The organism is Peribacillus sp. P4_B1, assembly GCF_056402395.1.
In genome coordinates, this window is record NZ_JBFUHM010000003.1 from 1 (window position 1) to 15,744 (window position 15,744).

The 15,744-nt window shown below is 42.9% G+C and carries 13 protein-coding genes, 1 other RNA gene and 1 pseudogene; 2 read left to right on the top strand and 13 right to left on the bottom strand.

Annotated features, from left to right (window positions below; all coding sequences use genetic code 11):
* The 11 genes and pseudogenes from AC1DVK_RS02375 to AC1DVK_RS02425 all read right to left on the bottom strand — a co-directional run.
* Nucleotides 1-781, bottom strand: a pseudogene (locus tag AC1DVK_RS02375) (transposase); the annotation flags it as partial.
* Nucleotides 782-1,080: 299 nt separating this feature from the next.
* On the bottom strand, nucleotides 1,081-1,785 hold the full coding sequence (locus AC1DVK_RS02380; protein WP_089361924.1) for a response regulator: 705 nt from the start codon (nucleotides 1,783-1,785) through the stop codon (nucleotides 1,081-1,083).
* The gene (locus AC1DVK_RS02385) at nucleotides 1,782-3,374 is read right to left on the bottom strand and encodes an ATP-binding protein (protein ID WP_477625751.1); all 1,593 of its coding nucleotides are present in this window, start codon (nucleotides 3,372-3,374) and stop codon (nucleotides 1,782-1,784) included. Before AC1DVK_RS02385 ends, AC1DVK_RS02380 begins: the two co-directional genes overlap by 4 nt.
* Before the next feature lie 77 nt (nucleotides 3,375-3,451).
* Nucleotides 3,452-4,978: a tripartite tricarboxylate transporter permease gene (locus tag AC1DVK_RS02390; RefSeq protein ID WP_477625752.1), complete on the bottom strand. Its 1,527-nt coding sequence runs from the start codon at nucleotides 4,976-4,978 to the stop codon at nucleotides 3,452-3,454.
* An 18-nt stretch (nucleotides 4,979-4,996) separates the two neighbouring features.
* Entirely contained in the window at nucleotides 4,997-5,452 is a 456-nt protein-coding gene (locus AC1DVK_RS02395; protein WP_410860530.1) for a tripartite tricarboxylate transporter TctB family protein, read from the bottom strand.
* A 57-nt stretch (nucleotides 5,453-5,509) separates the two neighbouring features.
* Nucleotides 5,510-6,532 (bottom strand): tripartite tricarboxylate transporter substrate binding protein, encoded by a 1,023-nt coding sequence (locus tag AC1DVK_RS02400; protein ID WP_410860531.1) that lies wholly within the window; start codon nucleotides 6,530-6,532, stop codon nucleotides 5,510-5,512.
* Between the two features lie 159 nt (nucleotides 6,533-6,691).
* Nucleotides 6,692-7,618: an AEC family transporter gene (locus tag AC1DVK_RS02405; RefSeq protein WP_089361927.1), complete on the bottom strand. Its 927-nt coding sequence runs from the start codon at nucleotides 7,616-7,618 to the stop codon at nucleotides 6,692-6,694.
* Between the two features lie 154 nt (nucleotides 7,619-7,772).
* Nucleotides 7,773-8,645: a LysR family transcriptional regulator gene (locus AC1DVK_RS02410; RefSeq protein WP_410860533.1), complete on the bottom strand. Its 873-nt coding sequence runs from the start codon at nucleotides 8,643-8,645 to the stop codon at nucleotides 7,773-7,775.
* Nucleotides 8,646-8,757: 112 nt separating this feature from the next.
* Complete coding sequence (locus AC1DVK_RS02415) at nucleotides 8,758-8,916, bottom strand: hypothetical protein (RefSeq protein WP_477625753.1); 159 nt, start codon at nucleotides 8,914-8,916, stop codon at nucleotides 8,758-8,760.
* 95 nt (nucleotides 8,917-9,011) lie between these two features.
* The gene (gene fdhD / locus AC1DVK_RS02420) at nucleotides 9,012-9,809 is read right to left on the bottom strand and encodes a formate dehydrogenase accessory sulfurtransferase FdhD (RefSeq protein ID WP_089361929.1); all 798 of its coding nucleotides are present in this window, start codon (nucleotides 9,807-9,809) and stop codon (nucleotides 9,012-9,014) included.
* Between the two features lie 55 nt (nucleotides 9,810-9,864).
* The gene (locus tag AC1DVK_RS02425; RefSeq protein WP_477625754.1) at nucleotides 9,865-10,227 is read right to left on the bottom strand and encodes a Na-translocating system protein MpsC family protein; all 363 of its coding nucleotides are present in this window, start codon (nucleotides 10,225-10,227) and stop codon (nucleotides 9,865-9,867) included.
* Nucleotides 10,228-10,562: 335 nt separating this feature from the next.
* Between AC1DVK_RS02425 and fdhF the strand changes: the two genes are divergently transcribed.
* Both fdhF and AC1DVK_RS02435 read left to right on the top strand, forming a co-directional pair.
* Nucleotides 10,563-13,502 (top strand): formate dehydrogenase subunit alpha, encoded by a 2,940-nt coding sequence (gene fdhF / locus AC1DVK_RS02430; RefSeq protein WP_089361931.1) that lies wholly within the window; start codon nucleotides 10,563-10,565, stop codon nucleotides 13,500-13,502.
* A gap of 19 nt (nucleotides 13,503-13,521) precedes the next feature.
* Nucleotides 13,522-13,998 carry a helical membrane plugin domain-containing protein gene (locus tag AC1DVK_RS02435; protein ID WP_477625755.1) on the top strand — a complete coding sequence of 159 codons (477 nt, stop codon included), beginning with the start codon at nucleotides 13,522-13,524 and terminating at the stop codon, nucleotides 13,996-13,998.
* A gap of 125 nt (nucleotides 13,999-14,123) precedes the next feature.
* Here the strand turns inward: AC1DVK_RS02435 and AC1DVK_RS02440 are convergent, their stop codons facing one another.
* Together AC1DVK_RS02440 and ssrA are read right to left on the bottom strand one after the other, a co-directional pair.
* Complete coding sequence (locus tag AC1DVK_RS02440) at nucleotides 14,124-14,996, bottom strand: nuclease-related domain-containing protein (protein WP_477625756.1); 873 nt, start codon at nucleotides 14,994-14,996, stop codon at nucleotides 14,124-14,126.
* A 322-nt stretch (nucleotides 14,997-15,318) separates the two neighbouring features.
* Nucleotides 15,319-15,680, bottom strand: a transfer-messenger RNA (tmRNA) gene (ssrA, locus tag AC1DVK_RS02445).
* Between the last annotated feature and the right edge of the window lie 64 nt (nucleotides 15,681-15,744).

Here is a 15,744-nt window from a genome sequence, read left to right on the forward strand (position 1 = left end):
TGTTCAACTAGTGGCTCTAAGATCTGACTGTCATGTATATTTCCAGGTGTTACAATCGTTCCCAATACAAAACCGTTGCGGTCTGCGGCCGCGTGGAATGAATAGGCAAACTGTTTTGTTCGTTCATCTTTCACATAGTAGCCACTCTCAGAATCCGTTGTACTTTCTTTAATCTCTTTGGTCTCTTCTTTATCAAATTTTATCTGATGGAAAAGGCTTCTTTCCATGGTTTTCACAATCTTGATTGATTTCTTCTTGAAGACGCCCTTGATACGCTCGTGTTTCTTTACGAACGATTTTCTTTTCAAATTTCCTTTTATTCGCACTGGCTTTCACATGTGTGGAATCCACGAAAACGTGTTCAGCACTTATTAACTTTTTATTAGCAGCTGTCATTAAAATGCGATAGAAAATCTGTTCAAACAGGTCTGTATCTTAAAGCGTCGCTCATAATTTTTCCCGAACGTGGAGTAGGAGGTACTTTATCATGGAAACCATAGCCTAAGAACCAACGGTAAGCCATATTGGTTTCAACTTCTTCAATCGTTTTACGCATGGAACGAATACCGAAGGTATATTGAATGAATGTCAGTTTAACTAAAATAACTGGATCAATACTTGGGCGTCCTACCTCTGAATACATCTCTTTCACCAAGTCATAAATGAAAGTGAAGTCAATGGCAGCCTCCATTTTACGAACCAAATGGTTCRGTGGCACCAGTTGATCTAACGTAATCATTTCAAGTTGATCTCGCTGAATAGAMTCATGTTTAGAAAGCATCCTCATCACCTCAAGTTTTAATMCTTCTATTTTAAAACAAAAATGACTCCWGGCAAAAGTGTTTATCTAAAAGGTAAGACAAAGTTGATTGGAGCGGGTGTACGAGACTCCTGCGGGAAAAGCGCGTCTAGGGGAGACCCCGCAGGCGAAAGCCGAGGAGGCTCCCCTACCGCCCGCGGAAAGCGAGTGCCCTACGTTCCAATCAACGGCCAAATTGTACAACTCATAAAAAATAGACAAACTCGATTTTCATCGAGTTTGTCTACAGTCTGAGATCCGCCATCTGGCGAATCCATTTATTACTTTATTGCATAAACCCGTTCAGGCCGGCCTACCGTGCCATATGTTAGATCGGCTTCGATTTTTTCCTCGGACATCAAGTGTTCAAGATAGCGCCTTGCCGTTGTCCTGCTCACCCCGATTTCCTTTGCCACTATTTCGGCAGTTAACCCCGGGGAGGCTTTCCCCAAAACAACCATCACCTTCTCCAAAGTCATCCTATCGATTCCTTTTGGCAGTGAAGTCTGGGCCCTATCCTTGTCATTCATTTCCTTTCGCAATAGCTTATCCACCTGTTGCTGCGTCACGGGAAAATTGCCCTTTTCCAATTCAGACAATTTAATGTAATACTCTTTATATCTGCGTAAGGACTGCTTGAAACGCTCAAATGCGACAGGCTTGATAATATAATCAAATATGCCGATCTTGATGGCCTCCTGGACCTTTTCGATCTCTTTTGCCGCCGTTATCATAATGACATCCATTTGTTTGCTTTGCTGCTTAATATCTTTCAAGATATCGAGCCCATTCATATCCGGAAAATACATATCGAGCAATAATAAATCCGGCTGCATGATTTCAATGAAGCTTTTAGCCTCGACATAACTTGATGCGATCCCGATTGCTTTAAACCCCTCAATCTTTTCGATGAATAGCCTCTGTATCTCGGCAATCCGTAAGTCATCTTCTACGATTAAAACTTCTATATCGCGAATGGCTTTCATTTAATCACCCCTCTGTTTTTTGGTATGGCTATAGTAAAGATCGTATATTCCCCTTCTCTCGTCGAAAAAGTGATATATCCCCCTAATCCATCAATCGCTTCCTGAACAAGGCCCAAACCTATACCTGAATTGGTTTGATGGCTTTTCGTCGTAAAACCGTCCTGGAAAATACGTTCGGTAACCTCTGAATTCATTCCTTTCCCATTATCTTCAACTTCAATGATCAACTCTTTACCCAGATCCGTCACGAACAACGATACCCTTTTTTCCTCCCTTTGATTTTCCCGTACAGCTTCGAAGGCGTTATTGATAAGGTTGCCGATGATCGTCACTAATAAATCCCGATCTATTTCGGGCGGAATATCTTTAAAACTGCTTTCTCTATCAATAGTAAAATCAATTTTCAGCTCGCTGGCTAAACTTACTTTCCCTAAAATGAACCCGGCAATAATCGGATCAGGCACTTCCTTCATCAGAAAGTGAATGAAGCCTTGAGTGACATCCACTTCCTTCGATATGAAATCAATCGCTTCTTTATAGGATCCCAGTTGGATCAGGCCTAATAGAGTATAGAGCCGATTGGAATATTCATGTGTCTGGGCCCTGAGCCCTTCTGCATACGCCTTTACATGTGATAGTTCTTGAAGGAGATTGGATAGTTCCGACTTATTCCGCAAACTTGCAACAGCGCCGATGACTTCACCCTGTCCATTCAAAATGGGAATCCGGCTTGCCAAAAAAATTTCACCGTCAATCATGAATTCCTGGTCATACTCGGCCTGTGCCGTGCTGACCACATCCAGCAAATGTGTATGCCTGATGACTTCTTCAATTTTTTCCCCGCGAAGCATGACGTCTTTAGGGATATCCAGGATTTTATGTGCCGTTTCATTGACGACGGTGATTTTCCCATGAACATCAATGGCGATGATGCCTTCATGAATCGTTTCCAAAATGGCATGCTTTTCTTGAAACATCCAGGCAATCTCTTTCGGCTCAAGACCCAATATCGCCTTTTTTATATTTAATGAAATTAAAAAGGCTATTAATAAACCGCCGATTAAGATAATAGAGATGGTCCATACTATCTTTCGTTGTATTCTGGACACTTCTTTTTCAATATCATCCTGTAGGTAGCCAACAGAGACTACACCAATGACTTTTCCATTTGCCATTATCGGGGATTTCCCCCTTATGGAAGGACCCAATGTCCCAGTCGACTCCGTGATGATGGATTTCCCATTCCAAACCTCGCCGTTATCCCCCCCTACCATTTTCTTCCCGATCAAGTTTGGATCCGGATGGGACAGCCGTGTTTCATTCTCATCTCCTATTACTATGAATTCCGCATCGATCTGCCTGCGAATCTTTTCCGCGATGGGCTGAATGATTACAGAAGGATTTTCCGTCCGAAAAGCTTGTTTAATCTCAGGCAGCAAAGAAATGGTCTGGGCAACCGACAATGCTTTTTCCCCTGTTTCCTGTTTCAGGTTATTTTCTAAGATATTTATAAAAATAACTTCAAAGATTCCCCCCATTAAGATGATTAACGTACAGATGCCCAGCATCAACTTGGTGTGTAAACGCATTCAATCACCTCTTCATACATCATATAAAAAAAAACCCCTTTAAAAAAGGGGTTTTCATAACATTCAGAAAATATCAGTTAACCTTCAATATTAATGACAACATCCTTCCCCCTCTTCTTAAGTAAAACCGGAATGAGCAGCCATAATGCCGTTACAATCAGGAAGGTTAGGGAAAGCGGCCGAGTGAAAAACAAACTGTAATCCCCATCGGATATCGTCAAGGCCCTGCGCATATTATTTTCTATCATCGGTCCTAAGACCAGCCCTAATACCAATGGGGCGATAGGATAATCATTTTTACTTAAGAAATATCCCAAGACCCCGCATCCTAATAATAGCAATAAATCATAAGTCGATACTTGTACCGCATAAACGCCAAAAATGGAAATGGCGATAATGATCGGAATCAAATATTGCTTTGGCGTTTCAATGATTTTCGCAAAAACCTTAACGAGCGGTAGATTAAGGATGAGGAGCATCAGATTCCCTATGAACATGCTTGCGATAAGTCCCCAAGCCACCTGAGGATGATCTTCGAATAATAATGGACCAGGCTGGACATTGTACATCATGAGTGCACCCATTAAAATGGCCGTTGTACCAGAACCTGGAATTCCCAGCGTCAATAATGGAATCATCGCTCCCCCAGACGCGGCGTTATTGGCCGTTTCAGGTCCAGCCACTCCAGCAATCGCCCCCGTGCCAAATTTCTCGGGTTTTTTTGAAATCCGTTTTTCCATAAGGTATGAGAAGAACGAAGCAAGAGTGGCCCCTGCACCCGGCAGGATTCCTACAAAGAAACCCAAGAGCGATCCCCGGGCAATGGGACCCGCAGATTCCTTGAACTCTTCTCTGGAAGGAATCAAATTACTAATCTTCGCGATTTCCCCGTCATCCTCTTCTTTTTCTAAGATCGTCTTGAACACTTCTCCAAGGGCGAATAATCCTACTGCAATTGTCAGGAATTCAATCCCCTGATATAACCAGGGAACATCGAAAGTAAAACGGGCTATTCCTGATACATTATCAATGCCTATCGTCCCAATCAGCAAGCCGCAAACAGTCATAATTAACGCCTTTGTTACGGATTTTCCCGCGAGACCACTGACAGCCGCCAAACCTAGAATCATAAGCGAAAAATACTCAGCCGGACCGAATTTAATGGCAATCGTCGATAATGGCTGAGCTAAGGCAATCATGGCAATAAGTGTGACTATCCCTCCAACGAAGGAACCGATGGCCGAAATGGATAACGCACTCCCGGCTCTGCCCTTCTTCGCCATTTGGTAGCCATCCAATGTCGTGACGACAGAGGAAGATTCGCCCGGTGTATTCAATAGGATGGAGGTCGTCGACCCTCCATACATCGCTCCATAATAAACACCTGCAAGTAAAATGATGGCACTTGTCGCCGCCTGCTCTGGTGGAAGTCCACCTGTAATCGAGGCGGTTACCGGAATTAAAAGAGCCACACCGCTCATCGGTCCAATCCCAGGCAAAACGCCGACAGCGGTTCCGATCAATACCCCGACAAATGCAAAAAGTATGTTATACCAAATAAGTGCCGTTTCAAATCCCTGCAATAAATAAACAAAAGTGTCCACTTCCCATCCTCCTTTCTTTTATGAAAACCAGATTGGCCAACCCGGCAATGTTCCCTTTAAAACGTTCACGAATAAAAAATAGACGATTCCGGAAAATCCTGCGGAAATGATGAGCGATGTCACCCACTTATTCCGTTCCATCGTTTGAAAGCAAACAAATAAAAAGAGAAAGGTCGTAATGACATATCCTATCGTTTCCAGTGTCAAAATATAAATCAAGGTTGAAATAAAAATGATGATAAAGGGCTTATACTCCAGCTTTTCCTTACTCGACTCTTGTCTCCTGCTACGATACGCCTCATAGAACAGGCGAATGCTTAAAGCGGCAAGGACCAATCCCAATACAAAAGGAAAAATGTCCGGTCCTACCGAACTTCCATAAGAAGAACTGGATAGCTTCCTGCTAGCTATCATAAACAGCACTCCGACAGCCAGAAAAGCTACGGATGCAAAGCGATCGAATTTCACGTCCATCCTTATCCCTCCATTTCAGAAAATAAGAAGAAGGTGAAAGCACCTCCTTCTTCTCCATTATTTTTCCATGCCTAAAGCTTCTAATAATTTCTGCACCTGTTTCTCCTGCTCTTCTAAAAACTTACTGAATTCTTCACTATTTTTATATTCTTGTTCCCATCCTTGAACTTCCACTTCCTTTTTCCATTCAGAGGTTTCAACTAACTTTGCAATGGATCCGTCCCAAAAGGTTTTCGCTTCCTCAGACATATTCTGAGGTCCAAAAACGCCTCTCCAAATCGTGAATTCCGCATCGACACCCTGTTCCTTTGCCGTCGGTATGTCTTTAAGATCTCCACCCAAGCGTTCAGTCGAGGTTACGGCCAACACTCTAATCTTTCCTGCTTTTAAAAATTCCCTGACACTGGATGCATCCGTTCCGATCACATCCGCATTTCCACCAAGCAACGCCGTAATCGCTTCCCCGCCACCGTCGTACGAGACGTATTTAAGTTCAGTTGGATTCAAGCCATATTCATAGGCTGGAAGAATGGAAATCAAATGATCCATGGATCCCGGAGCCGATCCTCCCGCAAAGGTTAACTTACGAGGATCTTTCTTCACCACTTCCAGCATTGATTTCAAATCCTTGAATTCAGAATCCGCCTTTACCACTATCGCTCCATAATCTTTTGTCAGCTGCGCCAATGGAGTCGTATTTTTATATCCATAAGGACTGTTTCCCTCTTTTTTAAGGTTATTGATGATGACAGGCGGTGAATTCACGAAAAGCATGTCATTATTATCTGCTTGCTGTGTCGCATAATCCGCCATGAAGACAGCACCCCCGCCACCGGGTTTGTTTTCGACGGTTAATGGCTGGTTCACCAGTTTTGTCTCCCCCAAGACCTTTGTAAATGAACGGGCCGTCAAATCCCATCCCCCACCTGCACCCGAAGGAGCAACGATCGTAATGGCCTTTTTCGGATAACCTGTACTTTCTTTCTTCTCTCCTGATGTATCCGAACTGCTGCATGCACCTAAACTTAAAGCTAGAGAACTTGCCAATATGACCGCATAAATCTTTTTACGAGAAAACATATGAATCCCCCTTTTGAAAGCGTTTTCTTAATTCTACAAAATTATCTACCTTTTCTTTAATTATTCACCTAAAATACATAAATTTCATAATATCCATATTGTTCATAAAGTTTTATGGGTGGACATGTGGAAAAAGACTGCCCATTGCGAGCAGCCCTGCTAGAATAGTATTTTTGATAGATATACGACCATTGTTACCGTTATACTGCTGAATAAAGTCGACATCAAGACCGCCTGTGCCGCATACTCCGGATGGTTGTCATATTCCAAAGCGAATAATGCGCTGTTTCTAGATGTTGGAAATGAACTTGCGATAAATAACCCCTGAGCGACAGTCCCTTCCAAGCCCAGCATGAGAATGATCAGGAATGCGATGGATGGCGAGAGTATTAAACGTCCAATCAAGCTAAGGATAAGCGGAAGAGGGAAATGCGTCATTTTCAAGTAGGCACTCTGTGCACCCAATGTAATCAAGGCTATGGCTATGAAAGCACTCGCGATATTATTAATCGGGGTCCATAGGAACAGAGGAATTTCAAAAGAAGTGGCCTGTAATAGTAGACCGAGTAAAAGAGCATAAATGACGGGGTTCTTCAGGAACTCGCGAATGGCACCCTTGGCACTTTTTGTATGGACGGAAACGGAATTCATCAATCCATAGGTATAGGTCAACAGGTTTTGAAAAATGATCACGATGACTTGGATCGACAGGCCAAGAGGATTGGCATGAAAAACCATCTGACTGACGGGTAACCCGAAATTGGCTGAGTTATTCAAGACCACACTATTTTTAAACGTGGCAGAGAGACTTTGATCGAACCTGGCAAGTTTAGCAATCACTGAGCTCACGATGATGAGGCTTACTGCTTGAAGAGCAAGGAAGCTGAATATCTGGACAATCATCCCCCCGCCCATATTGCTTTGATATATATTGACAAAACTAATGGCCGGCATGAGCAGGAAGTTATTCAATTTAGACAGCGTATTCAGATCCAGCTTGAATTTACGATGCATAATGGCCCCCGCCCCTATAAGGAAAAAGACCGGCACAATGACATTCAATACGATTAGAAACAGGACACTCACTTGACTTCCTCTCCATTCCTTAGGCTAATTCCTGTTGATTTACATCTCCCATCTATCATAATGCCGTGAAAGCCATAATTAAAATACCAATAAATTATCGTTAACCATTCAAAAACGGAATGGCAAAAAAGCACAGAGGTTTCTGCGCTTCTATTTAAATATCACTCATGAAATCGACATCTTTGACAAATTCGACAAACGCTTTGACCAGTTTTAATTCCAGCGACTTTTCATGATATAACATCCATGTATTCCTGATAAGAGGATTTCCTTGCTTATCCTTAAGGTCCATTTGCCGGAGGCTTTGGTCTTTCTCCAATAAAACACTAGGAAGGATCCCATATCCCAGTCCATTCCTGACCATTTCTTTGCATGTATCGCCTTTATCCACTTCCATACCCACCAAAGGAGGTCCTGAAAAATTGTCCCTCCACCAATTTTCGATCATTGTTTTTAAAAGGGCGTCGGTCCTATAATCGATCCTCGGCAATGAGGGCAGGTCCCGAACTTCGATTTTTTCCTTAGAAGCAATACAAATCGTTTCCTCAAAAAGATGATGCCTTGATCCTGACCATTGATAGTCCCCCCGTACAATCCCGACATGCACTTCTTCCTTGTAAATGAGATTCAGTACTTCTTTACTCCATCCAGTAGTCACATGGAAATCCACTTTAGGATATCGTTCACGAAATAATCTCAACAGGCCAGGCAATTTATGCAGCGTAATATAGTTGGAAACACCCAGCCGTAATGTTCCACTGATCTCCTGACCCATATTGAATGCTGTCTCTTTTATCTGCCGGAGCCTGATCAGCATCTCATCTGCACAGATGGCCAAATATTCCCCTTGAGGGGTGAACTGCACTCCTCTTGTTCCCCGCTCCACAATCTTTAGATTGAATTCCTTCTCTATTTGTTGAATCCGTTTCGTTAAAGAAGGTTGTGAAATATATAAACTTTGCGCCGCTTTAGTAATATTCTTATGTTCATGCAACACCTTTAAAATATGCCAATCCCTTTCGTTCATAACCCTTCCTCCGATACGCTTTTCCTTGAATGTTTTATTAAAAATGTACCATAAATGGCCTTTTGGAGATATCATTTAACAAGGCTGTTTTCACAAACTTTGTTGCTATTTACTAGGTAGTGAGTTGTGGTTGATTTCCCTCCAGATGCTCGCTTTCCTTGGTGCGGGCGGTGAGCCTCCTCGGCGTAAACGCCTCACCTGTCCCGCTGCTCCCGCAGGAGTCTCGCACTTCCGCTCCAATCAACCTTAAATAGTTTCGTTTTAAAAACAACAATCTTTACGAAAAGAGCCTTTGACAAAGACAAAAAAAAGCCCAAGCCATGCCGGCAAGGACTTTCCCGTAAGCATCTTTCAAGCGGAAGATGCTCAGTCATTCAATTGAATTCTTTCAGGGCATGTATAGATATTCAGTGAATCATTACGAATGAACCCGACCGTGGTGATTCCCAATCCTTCAGCAAGCTCCAAAGCCAATTCGGTTGGAGCGGATTTCGAGAGGATCAGTTCACAGCCGATTTTCGCCACTTTCAAGAGAATTTCCGATGAAATCCGGCCGCTGAACACGATGGCTTTCCCTTCTATCGAAATACCATTTTTCAAGCAATGGCCGTATATTTTGTCCAAGGCATTATGCCGGCCGATGTCCATCCTGCTTAATACGAGGCCATCGACATCACATAAAGCCGCATTGTGGACTCCGCCTGTGTTCTGGAAGGTGACAGCGGAATTTTGTAAATCCTTCATCAAGCGGAAGCAGTCACCGGGAGTCAGTCTCACCGAAACATTATCCATTTTCTTGGCAGTCAATGCATCATTCACAAAGACGAACCCTTGTCTGCTCATTCCGCAGCATGATGTAATATACCGCTTATTTTGAAAGTCCTGGAAGTAGGGATTCACTTTATCTATCTTCACATGAACAAAGCCTTCTTTTTCCTGGACCCAAATTTCTTTTATCTCATCATATTTTTTGATGATGCCTTCCGAAGCCAAATAACCAATCACCATATCCTCGATGTATTCAGGAGTACAAACCATCGTGACGAATTCCTGGCCATTTATTTTGACAGTAACGGGATACTCCGTTACGATCGTATCTTCCGTCCGCTCGATGTTGCCTTTGGTTATCCGGATGATCTTCCTCTTCATTTCAATCGCCTTCATGTTCCCACTCCTTTTACTATCCAGGAGCCAATTGACCAATATGTAAGGAACATGGTCAATGCCCGTTGTGTTTGGCCGCTATATCCTTATCAAATACGAATACGGAAATCGCTATGTTCTCTTTAATTTTGATGTCTGAAAACAAATGGACCAGTTTAGCTCCAACCAGATCTTCCATTCCATCTGGAGGACTCTCCGAATACACATCCTGAACCATTTTGGTTCGTGCTGAATGGACCATTTCCCTTCCTTCCTCCGATCTTGATATGAACATTTCCGTAGGAGTCAAATTCCCATATAACGTAGAAACGGCCATATTTTCCACGAAAACCGTGTGTATCCGTTCTGGTCCTTTACCGAATAGTTCCTTGCGCAGCTTACGAATCATATCATTGAATTCATGGATAACTTTTGACACCGTTACGTCACTCCAATTTTAAGAAAATTAAGTTCTCAATTTTCTTATCATAAATCAACGCGACAAAAAACGAAAGGAATTTGGGAATGATACCCTCTTTACAGGATTGTTTCTTTTTATAATTAAAGGTATAATATCAATGATGAAAGTTGGGAGCATAATAGTGTACTGTTGTGTCCCTATCTTTTTTAAAATTATCCATTATGGTATGGATTGGTATATTGGCAAGCTTTGCTATTAAACTATTCCACCATGACCTACACCACCGTTTTAGAGCCGAAGGTGTAATCATGGTGGTTTTTTGCGTCTTTTTGGCTATAAAAGGGGGAAATATAATGAGCGATTCAAACATTTCTATCAAAATCAATGGGAAGGATTATACAGCAAATGAAGGAACGACAATACTGGAGGTCATCAATCAAAATGAGATAGCTCATCCACAGATTTGTTATGTTCCCGAAGTGGATCCGATCCAAACATGCGACACATGCATCGTCGAGGTCAATGGGAAACTCGTCAGATCATGTTCGACAAAAGCAATGAGAGGCATGGATATAGCCTTGGACTCAAGCAAGGCAAAAGAAGCCCAAACCGAGGCCATGGACCGGATCCTGGAAAACCATTCTTTATACTGTACTGTATGTGATAATAATAACGGAAATTGCAAACTACATAACACAGCAGAATTAATGGAAATTGAACACCAAAAATATCCTTACACACCGAAAGTGGAATTGGGTGCCGTCGATATGTCCCATCCATTTTACCGTTATGATGCCAATCAATGCATCGCATGCGGGCAATGTGTCGAAGTTTGCCAAAACCTTCAGGTCAATGAGACGCTCTCCATCGACTGGGAAGCAGAACGCCCTCGGGTAATTTGGGATGAAGGAACGGAAATCAATAACTCATCTTGTGTAGGTTGCGGACAGTGTGTAACCATTTGTCCATGTAATGCATTAATGGAAAAATCGATGCTGGGTGAGGCGGGTTTCATGTCTGGTTTAAAAAGCGATATGCTTGAACCAATGATTGACCTTGTCAAAGAAGTGGAACCTGGATACAGCGGGATTTTTGCCATTTCGGAGATTGAAGCGGCAATGCGTGATACACGGACGAAGAAGACAAAAACAGTCTGTACGTTCTGTGGGGTAGGATGCACTTTCGAAGTCTGGACAAAAGGCCGTAAAATCCTTAAAGTCCAACCTACTCATGAAGCACCCGTCAATGCGATATCCACATGTGTCAAAGGGAAATTCGGCTGGGACTTCGTAAACTCGGAAAAACGTTTGACAAAGCCCCTGATTCGGAAAAATGGAAGATTCGTTGAATCAAGCTGGGATGAAGCACTTGATTTGGTTGCATCCAGACTGGGTTCGATCAAACAGCAATACGGCGAAAATTCTGTAGGCTTCATTTCCTCATCCAAGATCACGAATGAAGAAAACTATGTGATTCAAAAACTGGCACGGCAAATGTTCGAAACGAACAATGTCGACAATTGCTCTCGTTACTGTCAATCCCCAGCAACTGACGGACTGTTCCGTACAGTCGGCATGGGCGGTGATGCTGGTACGATTAAAGATATCGCCGCAGCAGGTCTTGTCATCATCGTTGGGGCTAACCCGGCAGAAGGCCATCCCGTACTGGCGACACGCGTTAAACGGGCACACAAGCTTCACGGACAAAAACTGATCGTAGCTGACATCCGCAAAAATGAAATGGCCGAGCGTTCCGACATCCATATCAGTCCAAAACAAGGAACAGACCAGGTTTGGTTGATGGCGGTTACAAAATATATGATCGATCAAGGCTGGCATGATCAAGAATTCATCAATGAAAATGTTAACTTCTTCGACGATTATAAAGAAGTACTTGAAAAATACACCTTGGAATACGCAGAAACACACACAGGTATTTCAAAAGAAACATTGATCCAAATAGCCGAGACAATTCGCGATGCAGACGGAACATGCATTCTCTGGGGAATGGGCGTTACACAAAACACTGGTGCTTCCGACACTTCGGCTGCAATTTCCAACCTGCTATTAGCTACAGGCAACTACCGTCGCCCAGGAGCGGGAGCTTATCCGCTTCGCGGCCATAACAATGTACAGGGAGCTTGCGATATGGGCACTCTTCCAACATGGCTTCCAGGATATCAGCATGTTACCGATGACGTGGCACGTGCTAAATTCGAAAAAGCTTATGGAGTGAAAATTGATGGCAAACCAGGCATGAACAATATTGAAATGCTTAAAGCGATAGAAAAAGGCGATATGAAGGCCATGTATCTTGTAGGTGAAGATATGGCACTTGTCGATGCGGATGCAAACCATGTTGATAAAGTGTTATCCGGGTTGGATTTCTTTGTTGTCCAGGATATTTTCCTTTCAAGGACAGCCCAATATGCTGACGTGGTATTACCCGGAGCTCCATCTCTTGAAAAAGACGGAACATTCACCAATACAGAGCGCCGTGTACAGCGTTTATATAAAGCCCTTCCCACTATGGGTGATTCTAAAGCGGACTGGGAGATCACTCAAGAGATCGCCAACCGCTTAGGTGCGAATTGGAACTACACCCATCCTAGTGAAATTTATGATGAAATGGCCAGCCTGTCACCGATATTCAGCCAAGCGAATTACGATGTGCTGGAAGGCTGGAACAGCTTCCTATGGGGAAGCCATGATGGATCAAACACGCCGCTTCTTTATGTGGATGGCTTCAACTTCCCTGATAAGAAAGCACGCTTTGCACTGGCTGACTGGGTAGAACCTCATAAATTCCCAGCAGAATATGACCTTCATATCAATAATGGACGCATCCTGGAGCATTTCCATGAAGGCAATATGACGAACAAATCCAACGGAATCCAATCAAAGGTACCTGATATTTTCGTTGAGGTTTCACCAGAACTTGCAAAAGAACGTAAAGTCAGTGATGGCGGACTCGTTCGCTTAGTGTCACCATTCGGGGCCGTTAAATTAAAAGTCCTGATCACAGACCGAGTAAAAAATAATGAGCTATTTTTACCGATGAACTCAGTCGATAAAGATTCAGCCATTAACTTCCTGACTGGTCCTATCTATGATCAACGCACAAGCACACCCGCATACAAACAGACGATGGTCCGCATGGAAGTATTAAGCGCAAGCGGTGACATCCCATTACCGGGCACCAATCCACGGAACAAAAAACGCCATCCTCAAAATGGTGTCGAGGTTGAACGTAAGTGGGCCCGTCCAGGGTATGTTCACTTAACGGATAAATAAAACAAGGAGGGTGAAGATCATGGCAGCTCCTATAACGGAAATCCATAATCCCATTACTGAGGAAGAAATAAAGCTACAAAAACTGGAAGAACTGAAAACGCTGATTACCGATAATGAAGATGCCTTGAACAATATGTTTAAAATCGTCAATGAACTGAATGACTCGGGCGTATTCGAAGCCGCGACCTCCATGCTTCAAGGAAAAGAACAAATTGCTAAAATCGCACTTCAACAAGTCACAAGACAACCTGTCACTAACCTGATCAATACCCTTATGGGGGCAACTGGAGCCTTGATGAACGCCGATGCCGCACAATCCACGAAACTGCTGAATAGTGCACTTTCAGGAATTGATGAAGGAAACAAATTCCTTCAGGCCGAAAAGAAGATCGGCGTTCTGAAATTAATGAAAACATTGAATGATCCAGACATAAACAGGGCGATCGGCTTTGGCGTCCACTTCCTCAAGGGAATGGGCAAGGAATTAAAAGAATAGAAACGGAACAAAGACTCAAGAGAAGCTTCTTTTGAGTCTTTTTTTATCATGTAGGACGATATGAATAACGCAAAATCAAGTATAGTTTAGACAATCAGCCTCCTGAGGGACTGATCACCTAGATATCACTCATCAAAAAAAAGGCTGTATACCCTCCCCTTATTCGCACCGCGGCTTGTCAGATTCAATGATTGCAAAATCCGTGTTGCACTGGATGAAGAGGAAATATTTAAAAAGTCCCTCAACTGCCGATTCGTTATCGTCGAGCCTACTAGATAAAAATAATCTCGTAAAGCCGGAATATGTGCTTTTTTACTGGATAATTGGCATTGAGGGCAAATCCACATGCCATGCCTTCTTAATACCTGATTGCCCTTGCAACTCTCACATATCACTCCTTTTATTAGGTCCTTTTCGGTAAGGTTGTATCGTTCCAGAATGGAAAAGTCCACATCGATATGGTGTTTATTCATTACGCGAACTGCTTTTTTCAAATCTTTTTCACTAAAACGGGAGTCTGTTATGGAATGGTCCATTCGATTTATTTTAGCGGGAAGCGCATCGCGATGGATAACTTTATAGTGGAGTTTATGGTTTCCAGGAGCTGTACGGATGATTGTTTTGGGATTACTGATGACAATTAAAGAAAGGATGGGAAGTGAGGGAAAACCATTTTTCAAGAACCAATTGGTTAACTGTGATTCTTGACGGCTGACTTGTATGATGGGATCTGGAAATGCCGTCTCTTTGCCTTCTATCGTTCGAATGAGCTGGTTGAAATGCGGATCAAAATAGATTGCCCCTGAAATGTTCTTCACTTCAATAATAAGCGCATATTTCTTGGAGATTAATAAGGTATCAAGTTGAAAAAATCGGGATTGATCCTGCAGCCTTAAATCGTGGAAGATGTAATAGCTTTTCGGTTCAAGAAAGCCTAATGGAAAATCAATGGAACATTCTCCTTTATGGCCGGCTTCCCTTTTTTTGAGATCGTTCATTATTATAGGGAGTTTAGGGTGATTCGGAGGAAGCCTGTACACTAATGCACGTAATTTGCGGATGGCAAGAGGAACTTTTCGCTTTTTTACAATCAATTTCATCACTCCAATCTTGGTTTCTCCCAAAGGATTCTATAACAGTAGGAAATATTCCTTTAAATGATAGCGATTGTACAATTTATCTGCGAAATCGGGAATATATCTGCGAAAATGGAGATATATCTGCGAAAACTCCTGATTTATCTGCGAATTATACGATTTATCGATTTTTCGACAAAAACAACTAAAAAGAAGACAAATAAAAAACCACCAATATATGTATTGGTGGAGACGGTGGGAGTCGAACCCACGTCCAGACATAACGGCACTTAAGCTTCTACGAGTGTAGTCGATATATTCGCATTTCGCGAACTCATTAGCCTATCGACAGGCGGCAGAGCAGCTAGTCTGATTGGTCTCTTCCTTCATCCTCAGACGGTGGATTCCGGCGTATCCCACTTAGAGTGAGTCCCTTACCCTACCACGTGGGCCATGGAGGGAGGAACAGCTATCGACTGTTATTAAGCAGCGAAAGCTAGGTTGTTGTTTTGTTTGCCAGTTATAGGCGTTGACGTTTTAACGAGGCCGATCCCCTCGACTCGCAACTTAAGCTCGAACTATCCCTGTCGAATCCGTAACGTCCCCATGATAGAAATGGAGCGTACGAGAGAAGAATAGTCAGCAAGTTGGCTGATATTCAATTGTCATC